This window comes from Corynebacterium sp. HMSC067D03, from assembly GCF_001811185.1.
GTDB lineage: Bacteria > Actinomycetota > Actinomycetes > Mycobacteriales > Mycobacteriaceae > Corynebacterium > Corynebacterium coyleae.
Genome location: NZ_KV803791.1, coordinates 19,674 through 35,268, shown reverse-complemented (window position 1 = coordinate 35,268; position 15,595 = coordinate 19,674). Strand labels below are relative to the sequence as shown.

Genomic DNA, 15,595 nt, shown 5'->3' with positions numbered 1-15,595 from the left:
AAGCCTTTCTTCAAAGAGAGTTAAAGTTCCGGGATATTTGCTAACAAGGACTTGGTGTACTCGTGCGTTGGCCGCTCAAGAACATCATCGACTGGCCCTTCGTCCACGATAACGCCCTTGTTCAGCACCGCAATACGCGTGGCGGTGTGACGTGCCAGCGCAATGTTGTGGGTGACAAACAGCATCGATAGACCGCGCTCTGCGCGAAGGTCTGCAAGAAGCTCGAGGATCGATGCCTGGACCGACACATCGAGAGCCGACGTGATCTCGTCGCACACCAACACGTCAGGAGCATTCACGAGCGCACGCCCAATCGCAGCGCGTTGGCGCTCACCACCGGACAGATCACCCGGGCGACGGTCGTAGAAACTCCGGTCGAGCTGGACAGCTTCCAAGACGTCCTCGACGACCCTGCGGTGCTCCTTCCGCGACAACTTGCCCGACATGACAAGTGGCACGCTCAGCGACTCACCGATCGTGCGCCGCGGGTTCAACGAGGAAAACGGCGACTGGAAGATGTACTGAACGTACTGACGCTGATCCACGGTGCGCTCGCGGCTGCCGTGCTCAAGCAGTTCGCCCCGCAGGCGCACCTCTCCGGTGTAGCCAGGGTTGAGACCTGCGATTGATCGAGCCAACGTTGTCTTGCCGGAGCCAGACTCGCCGAGCAGAAGAATCGACTCACCCTCCTCGAGCGTGAGATCAATGCCGTGGAGGACCTTGTTGTCGCCGTAGGCCATCTCCAGATTGTTCACCTGCAGCAGCGGGGCAGCGTTATCGCGCTCCTCAACCTGGACGGCAGAGGCGATGCCGTGGCCGGTGATGTTCTTTCGACCCGGCAAATCTGGAATCGCGGCGAGAAGCTTTTGAGTATACGGGTGCTGTGGGTTGTACAGCACCGCCTGCGCAGGGCCTTCTTCGACGATGTCACCGCGCAGCATAACCACGACACGGTCCGCCAACTCAGCCACCACTGCAAGATCGTGCGTGATGTACAACGAAGCGATGTCGTTCTTGTGCGTCATCTCGCGCACGGTGTCCAGCACGTGGGCTTGGGTGGATACGTCGAGGCCGGTCGTAGGCTCGTCGAGAATCAGCACGTCCGGGTACATGGCGAACGCCATTGCGATACCGACACGCTGCTGTTGGCCACCAGAGAGCTGGTGCGGCCAACGGGCCAAGTATTCGTCGGTGTCCGGCAAATCCACGTCGCGCATGACTTCGCGGACACGAGCACCAGCATCGCCATCGAAGGAGTGCACGTCGAGCACTTCACGGATCTGTTCACCGATACGCATCGTCGGGTTCAAACTCAGTGCCGGATCCTGCGGCACATACGCGATGCGGCTGCCGCGAAGTTCCCGCAGATCAGCTTCGCTGAGGTTGAGGACGTCATAGTCGGTTCCGTTTGCGGAATGGAGGGTCACGGTGCCGTCGAAAAGCATCAGTCCCGGGCGAAGATGACCCATAGCAGCCAAACCGGCAGTAGTTTTGCCCGAGCCGGACTCGCCGACTAGACAGACAATCTCGCCCCGTTTCAGCGTGTAGTCCACACCGTGGAGGATCTCAGCGCCTTCCAACGTGCCTAGGCGAAGGTCGCTCACGCTGAGCACAAAATCATCTGACGACTTGGTGTTGCCGTCTTGGTTCGCGGATATCGCGGTAGTCATTCGTCATTCCCCTTTGCTGCTATCCGTTGTGGCGGATGGGCTCGTGCTTCGGCACCCGTTCCGGGTCGATGGTCTGGTTGCGGCCGCGCTTTGGCGGTGTAGCAGTGGTTGCGGTGGCGCGCGCTGTGGCGTCGGCCAACATGTTGGTGCCGATAGTCAGCACAGCAACCGCAGCCACCGGCAGAAGCACGCCCCACGGCTGCAGCGATAGTGCGATGCGGTTCTCGTTGATCATCAAACCCCAGTCCGCAGCCGGCGGCTGGATGCCAAGGCCAAGGAAGGACAGCGAGGCAATCGAACCAATGGAGTAGGTCAGACGCAGACCCGCCTCCACAGCCAGCGGGCCGGTGATGTTGGGCGCGATCTCCTGGATGAGAATTCTCCAGTGCGGCACCGAATACATCTGGGCGGCGCGGATGTAGTCCTCGTTTGTCACGGACATCGTCGCAGCACGTGCCACACGGGCAATGCGAGGCGCGTGCGTCAAACCAATGACCAGGACGAGCACGGTTGCTGAGGGGCCAAAAATAACGATGGCCAACATGGCAAAAATTAGCTGTGGGAACGCCAAAATCACGTCGTTGAGCCGCATCAGCACCGAATCGACTTTGCCACCTGCGTATCCCGCAATCATGCCGATGATGGTGCCGACAACCATGCCGAGGACCGTGGCCAAAAACGCGGTCACCAACAGGATGAGGCCACCGGCAACGAAGCGAGACAGCACCGAACGGCCAAGGTTATCGGTGCCAAACACTCCGATGTCCGTAAATGGCAGGCCGATGAACTCCGTTGTGCTGCGACCGGTGATCTGCTCGGCGAAGAAATACCCGACGACCGCCAACGCGATGACAAGCCCCGTCAAGACGAGTCCGACCTTGCCTTCGGACTGTGCCCAAATTCGGGACAGCAATGGTTCCGGCTTGGACACCGACGTTTTCAGTTCAGAATCGTCGACCACGGGTTTCGGGGTTTTCCCTGGTTCTTGGGGGTGTACTGGTGCAGACATCAGTTACTCCTCAACTTCGGGTTAGCCGCAATGCTGACAAGATCCGCCAGTAGGTTGACCACGACATATACCGCGGCGATCAGCAGTGAGACAGCCTGAACAACTTGTACGTCGCGGTAGTTCACCGCATCGATGAGCGCGACGCCGAGGCCGGGGTAGCGGAACAGATACTCGACGACCACAATGCCGCCAGCCAGCCACGCGAGCTGGATTGCGACGACCTGTGCAATGGGCCCGACCGCGTGGGGCAGCGCATGACGGAACACCACGCGACGCTCGGGCACGCCTTTCAGTCGCGCCATCTCGACGTAGCCCGATTCCAGTGCCTCGATCATCGTTGCGCGAGTCATACGCGCCACATAAGGCGTGACGACGAACGCGAGAGTCAAGGTTGGCAACACCAGCTGCATTGGGAACTCCCACACACGACTGCCCGGAGGTGACATGGTCACTGCCGGCAAAATTTGGAACACCGAGGTAGCGAACAACGTGACCAGTGCGATACCGATGACGAACTCCGGCAGCGCAGCGAGAATCAACGTCACCCAGGTGATCGCCGAATCGCGCTTGTAACCGCGCCACCACGCCGCATACACACCCAGGAGCACGCCGACAGGGATCGAAATTGCCGCGGCGAGCAGCATGAGTACCAGCGAATTCACCAGTGGCTCGCCAAGCAGTTCAGAAACTGGGCCACCGGTGGACGTCGATGTGCCCAAGTCACCGGTGAAAATGCCTCCCAGCCACAGCAAGTAGCGGGTGACCGGAGGCTGGTCGAGATTCATTTCTGCCTCGAGCGCCGCGATACGTTCCGGCGTTGCCTGCTGGCCCAAAATTGCCGTAGCCGGCGAGCCAGGCAGAAGCAACGTCGCGCAGAAAATGATGACGGATACAGCGAACAGGATGAAGACACTCACCCCGAGCCTGCGAAGAATGAACTTGCCCATGTGTGCTTATGCCTCCGCAATCCAAACTCGCTCGAACATGGCCTGGCCCAGCGGCATACCGCCGGGGTGGGTTTGAAGCCCCACCACGTATTTGTGGTACGCGTCAATCTGGTTGGCAAAGCCCCAGATGATGTAGCCGCCGTCGTCGTAGAGACGCTGCTGCAGCTCGTGGATCATTTCGCTGCGTTTTTCGTCGTCGACAATCGTTCGGGCCTCGTTGGCCAACGCAGTGAACTCCGGGTCCACCCAGTGGGTCTCGTTAAACGGTGAATCCGCCGTTGCACACTGGTTGACCTGCTGGAGGAAGTTTCGCGTGTAGTAGAACGACAACGCGAACGGGTACTCCAGGTAGTTGCCGTCGGCGAAGAATGTCGAGGAATCAACCTGGTTAATAGTTACGTTGATGCCAGCAGGACGGACCTGCTCTGCGTATACCTGGGCGCTACGTAACGCGCCGGTCTGGATTTCAGCGGCGTTGAGGGTGACATCGATACCGTCCGGGTAGCCCGCCTCCGCGAGAAGACGCTTGGCCTCCTCGATATTCTGCCCACGCTGGGGAATGTCCTCCGGGTAGGCGGGGTCGTACGGGCTGAACATGTCGTTGCCCACTTGACCTTCGCCGGAGTAGACCTGGTCCACCAATTGCGGGCGGTCCGCGGCAAGGCGCATGGCGCGGCGCACGCGGACATCATCAAACGGTGCAACGTCCACGCGCATCGTCAGCGGCAACCACATGCCGGTCTGCGAAATGAGGGTGTCCAAGCGCGGGTCTGCATCGATCACACGTGCAAGCGAGTGGTTCAGGCTGCCGATTGCGTCAACCTGGGAAGACAGCAATGCGTTGAGCATGGCGTCCTCCTCCTGGAAGTCGATGATGACAACGCTGTCTAGGTAGGGAGTCTCTCCCCAGAAGTTCTCGTTGCGCACCATCTTCGTCGACTGGCCGGGGGAGAAGTGCTCAAGCTTGAAAGGGCCGCTGCCGATCGGGTTCTTGGGATCGTAGTCCTCCGGCACGATGCCCATTTGATACTCGGCAAGACTGTCAATGAGCGTCGCGTCCGGGGCATTGAGGTAGATGCGCAACTCATTCGGTCCGGTGACCTCCATCGATTCGATGTGGTTGATCGATGCAGCACCGGACTTCGGGTTGTCGGGATCGCGAATACGGTCGTAGGAGAATATGACGTCCTCAGGGCGCACCGGTCGACCGTCTGAGAACTGCACACCATCGCGCAGCGTGATGGTCCACACCGTCGCGTCGTCGTTTGGCTCAATAGCCGTGGCGAGGCGGTACTGCAGGTCGTAGTTGGAGTCGTAGCGTACGAGCGAGTCGTACATGTTGATCAAACGCGTGCCGTCAGAAGCACTCGTTGGAATGTGCGCATCTACGGTGTCGGTGGAAGAACCTCCGACGAGCCCCACCCGGAGCCTGCCGCCGCGACGAGGTGGACCAGAGGTGTTTATCTCCTCGACGGGGGCGGTGGTACACGACGCCAAGGCAAGGGTCGCTCCACCCAGCACGGTCGCCCGCAGCATCTGTCTTCGAGTCATCTGCATAGAACGCTTCACCTGTACTTTCCGACGTGCGCTGGTAGTGCGCTGTTAAATCTATAAGTACAAAGGTATTGTCTTTAGTGATTGCCTGCAAGCAGATTTACTTATAGATCCAGTTTTTGGTTTCGTCGATACACTGGCGAGCATGGCTTTTGCTGCTGAACATCCAGTCCTCGCGCAGTCCGAGTTTCGCCCTGTCGGTGAGATTGAGCGGCGCGAAAAACCATTCGAGGTGGTGTCAGAGTTCCAACCCTCTGGCGACCAGCCGCGCGCCATTGCCGAGTTGGATGAACGCCTCAACCGCGGCGAGCGCGATGTCGTGCTACTGGGTGCGACCGGTACCGGTAAGTCCGCAACTGCGGCATGGCTGATCGAAAAGCAACAGCGCCCCACCCTTGTGATGGCGCCGAACAAGACGTTGGCTGCGCAGTTGGCCAACGAGCTTCGCCAACTGCTGCCGAACAATGCGGTGGAGTACTTCGTGTCGTACTACGACTACTACCAACCGGAGGCCTACATCGCGCAGACGGATACCTACATTGAAAAGGATTCGTCCATTAACGACGACGTCGAGCGCCTCCGTCACTCCGCAACCTCCGCATTGTTGTCGCGCCGCGACGTCGTCGTGGTGTCCTCGGTGTCCTGCATCTATGGCTTGGGTACCCCGCAGTCGTACCTGGATCGCTCCGTTGTCCTGCGCGTCGGGGAAGAGGTGGAACGTGATCGCTTCCTCCGCCTGCTTGTCGACGTCCAATATGAACGCAACGACATCGACTTCAAGCGCGGTACCTTCCGCGTCAAAGGCGACACCGTGGACATTATTCCGGCCTACGAAGAAGTCGCGGTGCGTGTGGAGTTCTTTGGCGACGAAGTGGATTCGCTTTACTACATCCACCCGTTGACGGGCGATGTGCTCAGCCAGGAAGACGAGGTCCGGATCTTCCCGGCAACGCACTATGTGGCCACTGACGAGCGCATGGAAAAGGCGATCGAGGCGATTAAAGAAGAGCTTGCAGACCGCCTCGAGGAGTTGGAGAATAAAGGAAAGTTGTTGGAGGCTCAGCGCCTGCGTATGCGCACTGAGTATGACCTGGAGATGATCCAGCAGGTCGGGTTCTGCTCCGGCATTGAGAACTACTCGCGCCACATGGATGGTCGCCCCGCGGGCTCTGCGCCGGCGACACTGATCGACTACTTCCCGGAAGACTTCCTCACCATTATCGACGAGTCGCACGTCACCGTCCCACAGATCGGTGGCATGTTCGAGGGTGATATGTCGCGAAAGCGCAACCTTGTGGAGTTCGGGTTCCGTTTGCCGTCCGCGGTGGATAACCGCCCGCTGACGTTTGATGAGTTCGAAGCGCGCGTCGGCCAGACGGTCTACATGTCCGCGACCCCGGGCGACTACGAGCTTGAGGCAGCGCAAGGCGAGTTCGTCGAGCAGGTCATCCGCCCGACTGGCCTGGTAGACCCGAAGGTCACCGTGAAGCCGACGAAGGGACAGATCGATGACCTTATCGACGAAATCCGCGGCCGCACGGACAAAAACGAACGCGTGCTTGTGACCACACTGACAAAGCGCATGGCCGAGGATCTCACCGATTACCTGCTGGATAACGGCATCAAGGTCCGCTACCTGCACTCGGACATTGATACCCTGCAGCGTGTCGAACTGCTACGCCAGCTGCGCCTTGGCGAGTTCGACGTCTTGGTCGGCATTAACCTCCTGCGTGAGGGCCTCGACCTGCCTGAAGTTTCGCTCGTCGCCATCCTCGACGCCGATAAGGAAGGTTTCCTGCGGTCGACGAAGTCGCTCATCCAGACGATCGGTCGTGCAGCCCGAAACGTCTCCGGCGAGGTCATCATGTACGCGGACCAGATCACCGAATCGATGCAGGAAGCAATCGACGAGACCGAGCGTCGCCGCGAAAAACAAATCGCATATAACAAGGAACACGGCATCGACCCGCAGCCACTGCGCAAGGCTATCGCCGACATTTTGGATCAGGTCTACGAGAACGCGGATGCGGACGCGCCAGCGTCGCTGAGTTCAGACACCGCTGTCGCGGAGAAGCCAGATGTGGCGAACATGGCCTCTGACGAGGTGCAAAAGCTTATCGACGACCTCACCGTCCAGATGCGCGACGCCGCTCGGGAACTGAAGTTTGAGCTGGCGGGACGCCTCAGGGATGAGATCGCTGACCTCAAACGCGAACTGCGTGGTATTAAAGACACAGGAAATTAGCGAAAGGACAGAATCCTCATGCACACCTACACTTCTATCGCCGTCGGTACTGACGGTTCACCGACTTCCATGGTCGCCGTGCGTGCCGCCGCAAGCCTTGCACGCGTGTACGACGCGAAACTCACGATTATCTGCGCGCACTACACGGCGTCTGGGTCGATGCTGAACTCCACCAACGCGGAGCTCAGCCGTGTCGACATCGTGACGGAGACGAACGCGCGCAACATTTTGGCTGAGGCAAAGAAGATTGCTGAAGAGGAGCAGGCGAAGGAAATCAACCTGGTCTCCTCAGGCGGCCAACCCGCGACCGTGCTGGTGGAATCGGTGCAGGAATATGACGTTGATCTGCTCGTTGTAGGTAACAAGGGCATGCGTTCCATGGCGGGCCGGATCTTCGGCAATATCCCGGGCAACGTGGCGAAGAAGGCGCCGGTGGATGTCATGCTCGTCGATACCCGGTCTGAGGGACACAATTAAATCCTTCGTGGGTAGAATGTCCCCGATATCCGCGCCGTAATCTTGAAAGGTGATTTCCACATGGCCGATTCCCCGTACAAGACCATTGTTGTTGGCTCCGACGGGTCCAAGTCGTCCCTCCTGGCCGTAGAGCGTGCCGCTAAGTTGGCTGCTGCATTCGGCTCCACCCTCGTTATCGGCACCGCCTACTACGAGAACGAGGATGAGGCTGCCAAGGCCCTGCGCCAGGACTCCGTGACCATCCTCGGTGACCAGAAGGCTCTAGAGAACCTTGAGGGTGCCGCTGAGCACGCACGTTCCTTCGGTGCACCCGACGTCCAGACCGCGACCCGTCCGGGTACCCCGGTTGAGGCGCTCATGGCGATCGTCAACGACAACAACGCTGACCTGCTCATCGTCGGTAACCGTGGCATCAACTCGCTGACCGGCCGTCTGCTCGGTTCGGTGCCGGCTGATGTCGCGCGTCAGTCCAACTGCGACGTCATGATCGTCCACACCGTGAACTAAGCGGTTTCCCGCTTAGTTCCCGATCACCGTCAGCGTCTGCGTGGCGCGGGTGACAGCGACGTAGAGGTCTTGCCACCCTTGTGGCGAGGCCTCTACGATTTTTTGTGGCTCCACCACGGTGACGTGGTCGAATTCGAGGCCTTTCATCTCGTCGACGTTGTGCACATCGATCACCGCATGCAACCCATCCCGCTTGTCGACGACCTCCGCACCTGCCGGAAGAAAATCAACCGGAATGCCGGTGGATCGGATTGCCGTCGGTGCAGTCGCCTCCGGATCAATTTGTGTCAGAACTTCCGCCGCATAATCTGAGATTTCCTTCGGCGTGCGGTAGTTCACCGTCAGCTCGTGGAGACGGAAGCGCTGACCCACAAAGCGTTCGAGTGCTGCGGTCCAATCGTCCACGCCTGCTGGCGAGGAAGTCTGCGCGGTATCTCCGACAAGGGTCATCCACCTTGCCGGGCACCGGCGAAACACCATGCGCCATTCCATTGGGGATAACTCCTGCGCCTCGTCGACGATGATGTGTCCATAGGCCCATGTTTGATCCGCACTGGCGCGCTGCGCGGTAGAACGATTATCAGTGACCCGCTGACGAGCAGCGAGCGTCTCTGCGTCGATCACGTCAGCCGCAGAAAGAATCTCCGCCTCAAACTGGTCGTCATCGTTATCGGTGGACTCGGACGAGGCAAGGATATCCAGCGCGTCTTCGGCCTCCTCCACGAGTTCGCGCCACTCGGCTTCTTCCTTGCGGCGGGCTTCTTCCGGATCGACGGTGCCGATCAGCACCGCCAGTTCGTCCACAAGTGCAGTATCGGCGGGGGAGAAGTCCTCCTCCGGGGAGCGCAGCAGCGCCGCACGTGTGTAGTCGTCGTAGTCGTAAGCAGCGTGCGCAATCGCATCCTCATCGGTGAGGAACTCACCGAGTAGGTCGGTGGGGTCGAGCTCGGGGAAGTGCTCGTCGATAAGCGCTAGCACCTGTGGCTCATCGGCGAGGTCATCGTGGAGCTGATCTACGTCTGCAGCAGACAGCAGGTTGGCACCACCGAGGGGATCTTCACCAATCTTTTGGGCCAAAGCCTCCGCCAGCGATTGGGTGAGGTGTTCTGCAAAGAACGGACGCGCCTGATTGTGCGGCCGGCGGGAGCGACGTGCGCGAGTGCGCGCGGCCTTGATCATGGCGGGCGTGGCCTCAATGGCTACTGAATCAATCGTCAGCACGACCGGCTTGTCGGGAACAGTTTCGTAGGCTTGCACGGCGCGCTTGAGAATCGTCACCATCTCCTCCGACCCCTTCACCTCCCGAGCCGCGATCGAATCGCTGCCCGTAGGCGTAAACCCGGGGACGAGTTGATCAACAGTGGAAAGCACTACGCCAGTCTCGCCGAGCTCCGGCAACACACGGGAGATGTACTCCAAAAACGCCGGGTTCGGACCCACGATAAGCACGCCGGTGCGGCTGAGCTGCTCGCGCCACGTGTACATCAAATAGGCAATACGGTGCAGGGCAACCGCAGTCTTGCCCGTACCCGGACCGCCCTGAACAACCATCACGCCGCGGGTTGGATCGCGGATGATCTCGTCCTGCTCGCGCTGGATCGTCTCCACGATTGAGCGCATATGACCCGTGCGCGCTTCATTCATCGCACGGCGAAGCGCAGCCTCAGAGCCAACCCCGGCCACCGATGTGTCTGCGTTGTCGCCGGACAGCACCTCGTCATCTACCGCAGTAACCTTGCGCCCCCGCATGCGGATATTTCGGCGCGTCTCCACGCCCTCTGGGTGGGCGGTCGTCGCAAGGTAGAAGGGGCGTGCGAGCGGGGCACGCCAATCGAGCAACAACGTGCGGTAGTTATCCTCGCGGTCGTCAATGCCGAGTCGACCAATGTAGCGCCGGTCCAAATCCTCACGCCCCGGCACTGGATTTTCGGGCTCATCGTCTGCAACGTCAATGCGCCCAAAGACAAGCCCGGCTTCAGCAACGCCAAGCGTGTCCAATTTGGCATTGAGGCCGTGGTACTCAGTTTCTCGCCGCACAAGAGCGTCCGAATCCGGGTTGTCCGGGTCAACATCACGCTGAACCTCTTCGAGCCTCGCACGGGCACGAGCCACCTCGGCGTCGAGGTGTGCGAACAACGTATCCGCGTGAGACTGCTCGTCGGCGACGGGGTCAGGTGAAAGATTGTGCTGTAAATCCTGCATCCCCAAAACAAACAACCCCGAGGCGGGAAATATTCCCAACGCCTCGGGGCCGTAACGTTCAACTAAGTTCAGTGCTTAGCTGAGCTTCTTCTGAGCCTTCTTCACCAGCTTCTTCGCGCGCTTCTCAGCCTTCTTGGCCTTACGCTTCCACTTCAGCTTGGTGATCCAGGACGGATCAGCATCGAGCTTGTCCCAAGCCTTCTCCAGCTTGTCGATGGCACCCTGCGCCTTGTCCTGAGCCTTCGCGGTTGCTTTGTTGACCTTGCGCTTCGCCTTGAACTTGTCCAGAGTAGACGGCTGCAGATCGTTGAGCTGATCCTGCAGGTCACCAACAACGCTGTTGACCTTGCGCTTCGCCTTGAACTGCTGGATCTTCGACGGCTTCAGGTCATCGACCTTGCCCTCTGCCTTGTCTGCAGCGTCATCGAGCCAGTCACCAGCGTCGGAAAGGAAGCTCGAAGCCTGCTTCTTAGCGTCGTCGAACCAGTCGCTAGCGGTATCGCCGGCCTTGGAAGCGGCCTTCTTCCAGTCGCCCTTGTTGTCGTCGATGTAATCGGCAACCTGGTCGGTGCGGTCAGAGAACCAGTCACCAGCCTTGTCAAAGGCCTTCTCGGTCTCAGACTTGGTCGGCAGCGCCTGCTTGATGTTCTTCTGCGCAACGGAAGCGGCGTTCTGTGCACGCCACTTCATGTTCGGCTTGCCAGCCGTATCAACAGCTGCCAGCAGCACGCCACCAGCAAGACCAAGGTCGGTCAGGGCGCCACTGCGACGACGAGCCTTCTCTTCCTCGCTGTCGGCCTCCCAGAATGCGTGGCGGCCAATCACCGTCGGGATCGCGGTTGCAGCCAGCAGGGTAGCGGACAGACGCGGGAACTTGCCGATTGCGAACAGGGAACCAGCGCCAGCCTTAACGCCGCCGACAATCTTTGCAGCGGATTCCGGATCCTCCGGAACGAAGCCGCGGTACTCGGCTGGAACAGCGGTGCGCAGCTTCTTCAGGACAGTATTTGCGGAGTCCTTGTGGGCTGCCGGGTTCAACAACGTCTCAACGCCGTCGATCACGTAGACCGATGCCAGCATTGGGCGTGCGATTTTGCGAATCATATATGTACCCAAATCCTTACGTTTTGTAGCTGATTGTGCTCCCACCGAGTGTAGCGATTTTGCGCCAGGCCAGCTGTGTCCTATTGCACAACGCCACTTACCAGCGACGCTCCCACCACTCGTCAAGGTGCGGCCGTTCTGCGCCCAGCGTGGTGGGTTTTCCGTGGCCAGGGCGAACGATTGCGTCGTCGGGGAAGGCGTCGAAAAGCTTCTGTTTCACATCGTTGAAGAGTCGCACGAAATCACCCTCGGACTGGGTTTTGCCCAAGCCCCCCGGGAATAGGGAGTCGCCCACGAAAAGGTTCGGGGTGCCGTCGATGTCTACCGCGATAAACGCGCCGCCGGGAGTGTGCCCGCGCAAGATACCCACAGGAATGCGATGGCCGGCGAACTCGATGGTGTCACCGTCGCGCAGTTCCACATCGGGGGCGACGGGAAGTGCCGGGGCATCCAAAAACGGTGCGTAGTGTGTGGCGCCGGTTGCCTCCAGCACTGCTTCCAGAGCGCGGGTGTGGTCGTGGTGGCGGTGTGTTGTGAGAACCGCGGTAATATCCACGCCGGCGTCGCGGGCCATGGCGAAGAGGGTTTCGGGCTCATCGGCGGCGTCGATAAGCAAACCTTGCTCCCCGGAAGAGAGCAGATAGCAGTTGTTGTCCATGGCGGATACGGAAACCTGGTGCAGCTTCAGCGAAGTACTCATGCCCGCCACAGTAGTAAGGAATGTTTGTATAGCGCGCGACGTTGGTAGTTTCTTGGGAGTACGAATCGACGAAAGGCGAAGACGTGGCCGACAAACTTATTGTGCGTGGTGCTCGGGAACACAACCTCAAGGGCGTAGATGTCGAGTTGCCCCGCGACAAAATGGCGGTGTTTACCGGACTGTCCGGATCAGGCAAGTCCTCGCTGGCCTTCGACACCATCTTCGCCGAAGGCCAGCGCCGCTATGTTGAGTCGCTGTCGTCCTATGCCCGCATGTTCCTGGGGCAGATGGACAAGCCCGACGTCGACTACATCGACGGTCTCAGCCCGGCCGTGTCCATTGACCAGAAGTCGACAAACCGTAACCCGCGCTCGACAGTAGGCACGATTACAGAGATTTACGACTACCTGCGTTTGCTGTACTCGCGTGCCGGCACAGCACACTGTCCGGAATGTGACGCAGTTATTGAACGTCAGACCCCACAGCAGATCGTTGACCGGATCCTGGAGTACGAAGAACGCACGAAATTCCAGGTGCTTGCGCCGATCGTGCGCAAGCGTAAGGGTGAGTTCCAGGACCTGTTTGCAGACCTCGCCGCCCAGGGTTATGCGCGTGTGAACGTGGACGGGGAGACCTACCAACTCACCGACCCGCCGAAGTTGGAAAAGCAGATCAAGCACAACATCGACGTTGTGGTGGACCGCTTGATGGTCAAGGCGAGCCAAAAGCAGCGTCTCACTGACTCCGTGGAGACAGCGCTGAAGCTGGCCGACGGCCTCGTGGGCTTCGACTTTGTGGATCTCGACGCTGACGACCCGGAGCGCGTACAGATCTTCTCCGAGAAGATGGCCTGCCCGAACGGGCACAAGCTCAACGTGGAGGAGTACGAGCCACGTGCCTTCTCGTTCAACTCGCCATTCGGCGCTTGCCCGGCCTGCGACGGCCTTGGCGTGCGCAAAGAGATTGATGTTGACCTGATCATTCCCGATCCGGATGCGCCTGCGGTTGATGCGTTCCAGCCGTGGAACTCGAGCCCGAACAAGAAATACTTCACCAAACTCATCGAGGCACTGGCGAAGGAAGAGGGTTTCGACGCAAGCGCTCCGCTGAGTTCGCTGACGAAAACGCAGCAGAAACACCTGATTCACGGCTCGTCGACCAAGATCAACGTCCGGTACAAGAACCGCTTCGGCCGTCAACGTTCCTACACCGCCGCCTACGAGGGCATTGTGGGCTACATCGAGCGCAAGCTTGAACAGGCCGAATCGGATACGCAAAAAGAGCGCCTCCTTGCGTTTACCCGCGAGGTGCCGTGCCCGACCTGTAAGGGTGCCCGCCTGAAGCCGGAGATCCTCGCAGTGCGTCTCGCATCAACGACGCACGGGGAGAAGTCCATCGCAGGGCTGACGGAATTGTCCATCGAGGATGCGTCCGAGTACCTGGACAACCTGGTGTTGGGCTACCGCGAGGAAATGATTGCTGGCGCAGTGCTGCGAGAAATCCAGGCGCGCTTGCACTTCCTGCTCGACGTCGGCCTGAACTATCTGACGCTCGCGCGCTCTGCCAGCACGCTGTCCGGTGGTGAAGCACAGCGCATTCGCTTGGCGACGCAAATCGGCTCCGGTTTGGCTGGCGTCCTGTACGTGCTTGACGAGCCATCCATCGGCCTGCACCAGCGTGACAACCAGCGCCTGATCGCAACGCTGAAGAAGTTGCGCGACCTCGGAAACACGCTCGTTGTAGTCGAGCACGACGAGGACACGATCCGTGAGGCTGACTGGCTCGTCGATATCGGACCCAAGGCTGGCGAGTATGGCGGTGAGGTGGTCTACCAGGGAGACCCGGCGGGCATCCTGAAGGCGAAGGACTCGCTCACTGGTGATTACCTGGCGGGACGTAAGAAGATTGAGGTTCCGGAGCAGCGACGTGTCGTCGATAAGCAGCGCATGCTCAAGGTTGTTGGTGCCCGCGAGAACAACCTAGACAACGTCGATGTGAGTATCCCGCTGGGCGTACTTGTGGCTGTCACGGGTGTATCGGGCTCGGGCAAGTCGACGCTGGTGAACCAGATTCTGGCGAAAACCCTGCAAAACCAACTGAACGGTGCGCGCCAAGTGCCCGGGCGTGTGAAGAAGGTCGAAGGCCTGGAGCACCTGGACAAACTCGTGCAGGTGGACCAAAGCCCGATCGGGCGCACGCCGCGGTCGAACCCCGCGACATACACGGGCGTGTTTGACAAAATTCGTAACCTGTTCGCCGAGACTCAGGAGGCGAAGGTTCGAGGTTACAAGGCCGGGCGATTCTCCTTCAACGTCAAGGGCGGCCGCTGTGAGGCGTGTCGTGGCGACGGCACGATCAAGATCGAGATGAACTTCCTGCCGGACGTTTACGTCCCGTGCGAAGTGTGCCAGGGTGCACGTTACAACCGCGAGACGCTCGAAGTGCGCTACAAGGGCAAGAACATCGCCGAGGTGCTCGACATGCCGATCTCCGAGGCAACCGAGTTCTTCGAGCCGATCACCTCGATCCACCGCTACCTGCAAACGCTGGTAGATGTCGGTCTCGGCTACGTCCGACTCGGGCAGAGCGCAACCACGCTGTCCGGCGGTGAGGCACAGCGCGTGAAGCTCGCCGCGGAGCTGCAGAAGCGTTCTAACGGTCGCACGATCTACATTCTCGACGAGCCGACCACCGGCCTGCACTTCGAAGACATCCGCAAACTCATGCTGGTGCTCAACGGGCTGGTGGAGAAGGGCAATACCGTGCTGGTCATTGAGCACAACCTGGATGTGATCAAGTCCGCTGACTGGATCATTGACATGGGTCCGGAAGGTGGCTCAGGCGGCGGCACCGTGGTTGCGCAGGGCACCCCGGAGGACGTGGCCAAGGTCGAAGGGTCCTTCACCGGCGAGTTCCTCCAGGATGTGTTGATAAAAGGGTAGGAGAGCTCGATTTGGTGCACGCGCGTAATGCGTGTACTATTCACTTCGCACCGCCCAGCGTGTCCATTTCACGGATGCGCGGGCCACAAGAGGAGTGAATCCCACCCCAAGCCGCTTGCTGCAAAGCATAGTTGGATACGGGTCAAGCGGTGTGCCAGATGTTGGCATGCCTGGACGATCTCCCGCCACCGTTTTTCGGTGAGCGGGTTTTTCGCGTGAGATCACCCCGAATGTGACC

The 15,595-nt window shown here is 59.7% G+C and carries 11 protein-coding genes; 4 read left to right on the top strand and 7 right to left on the bottom strand.

Annotated features, from left to right (window positions below; genetic code table 11):
• Window positions 1-20: 20 nt before the first annotated feature.
• The 4 genes from HMPREF2785_RS03010 to HMPREF2785_RS02995 are packed head-to-tail and all read right to left on the bottom strand — an operon-like array spanning window position 21 to window position 5,177.
• On the bottom strand, window positions 21-1,670 hold the full coding sequence (locus HMPREF2785_RS03010; RefSeq protein ID WP_070614225.1) for an ABC transporter ATP-binding protein: 1,650 nt from the start codon (window positions 1,668-1,670) through the stop codon (window positions 21-23).
• A gap of 19 nt (window positions 1,671-1,689) precedes the next feature.
• On the bottom strand, window positions 1,690-2,679 hold the full coding sequence (locus tag HMPREF2785_RS03005) for an ABC transporter permease (RefSeq protein ID WP_070422927.1): 990 nt from the start codon (window positions 2,677-2,679) through the stop codon (window positions 1,690-1,692).
• Window positions 2,679-3,626, bottom strand: coding sequence for an ABC transporter permease (locus tag HMPREF2785_RS03000; RefSeq protein WP_070422926.1), 948 nt, complete (start codon window positions 3,624-3,626; stop codon window positions 2,679-2,681). Before HMPREF2785_RS03000 ends, HMPREF2785_RS03005 begins: the two co-directional genes overlap by 1 nt.
• A 6-nt stretch (window positions 3,627-3,632) precedes the next feature.
• Window positions 3,633-5,177, bottom strand: coding sequence for an ABC transporter substrate-binding protein (locus tag HMPREF2785_RS02995; RefSeq protein ID WP_244268720.1), 1,545 nt, complete (start codon window positions 5,175-5,177; stop codon window positions 3,633-3,635).
• Window positions 5,178-5,325: 148 nt separating this feature from the next.
• Here HMPREF2785_RS02995 and uvrB point away from each other — a divergent pair, with 148 nt between their 5' ends.
• The 3 genes from uvrB to HMPREF2785_RS02980 are packed head-to-tail and all read left to right on the top strand — an operon-like array spanning window position 5,326 to window position 8,409.
• Entirely contained in the window at window positions 5,326-7,425 is a 2,100-nt protein-coding gene (gene uvrB, locus HMPREF2785_RS02990) for an excinuclease ABC subunit UvrB (RefSeq protein WP_070422924.1), read from the top strand.
• Between the two features lie 18 nt (window positions 7,426-7,443).
• Window positions 7,444-7,902, top strand: a complete 459-nt coding sequence (locus tag HMPREF2785_RS02985; RefSeq protein WP_070422923.1) for a universal stress protein — start codon at window positions 7,444-7,446, stop codon at window positions 7,900-7,902.
• Window positions 7,903-7,962: 60 nt separating this feature from the next.
• A complete protein-coding gene (locus HMPREF2785_RS02980; RefSeq protein ID WP_070422922.1) occupies window positions 7,963-8,409 on the top strand; it encodes a universal stress protein in 447 nt (148 codons plus the stop codon).
• A 12-nt stretch (window positions 8,410-8,421) separates the two neighbouring features.
• Here HMPREF2785_RS02980 and HMPREF2785_RS02975 read toward each other — a convergent pair whose 3' ends face one another.
• The 3 genes from HMPREF2785_RS02975 to HMPREF2785_RS02965 all read right to left on the bottom strand — a co-directional run bounded on the left by HMPREF2785_RS02975 (window position 8,422) and on the right by HMPREF2785_RS02965 (window position 12,415).
• Window positions 8,422-10,611: a HelD family protein gene (locus HMPREF2785_RS02975; RefSeq protein ID WP_070614223.1), complete on the bottom strand. Its 2,190-nt coding sequence runs from the start codon at window positions 10,609-10,611 to the stop codon at window positions 8,422-8,424.
• Between the two features lie 75 nt (window positions 10,612-10,686).
• A complete protein-coding gene (locus HMPREF2785_RS02970) occupies window positions 10,687-11,715 on the bottom strand; it encodes a DoxX family protein (RefSeq protein ID WP_070614222.1) in 1,029 nt (342 codons plus the stop codon).
• Window positions 11,716-11,812: 97 nt separating this feature from the next.
• Window positions 11,813-12,415, bottom strand: coding sequence for an MBL fold metallo-hydrolase (locus HMPREF2785_RS02965; protein WP_070614221.1), 603 nt, complete (start codon window positions 12,413-12,415; stop codon window positions 11,813-11,815).
• 83 nt (window positions 12,416-12,498) lie between these two features.
• Between HMPREF2785_RS02965 and uvrA the strand changes: the two genes are divergently transcribed.
• Window positions 12,499-15,357 (top strand): excinuclease ABC subunit UvrA, encoded by a 2,859-nt coding sequence (uvrA, locus tag HMPREF2785_RS02960; RefSeq protein ID WP_070614220.1) that lies wholly within the window; start codon window positions 12,499-12,501, stop codon window positions 15,355-15,357.
• Window positions 15,358-15,595: the final 238 nt, after the last annotated feature.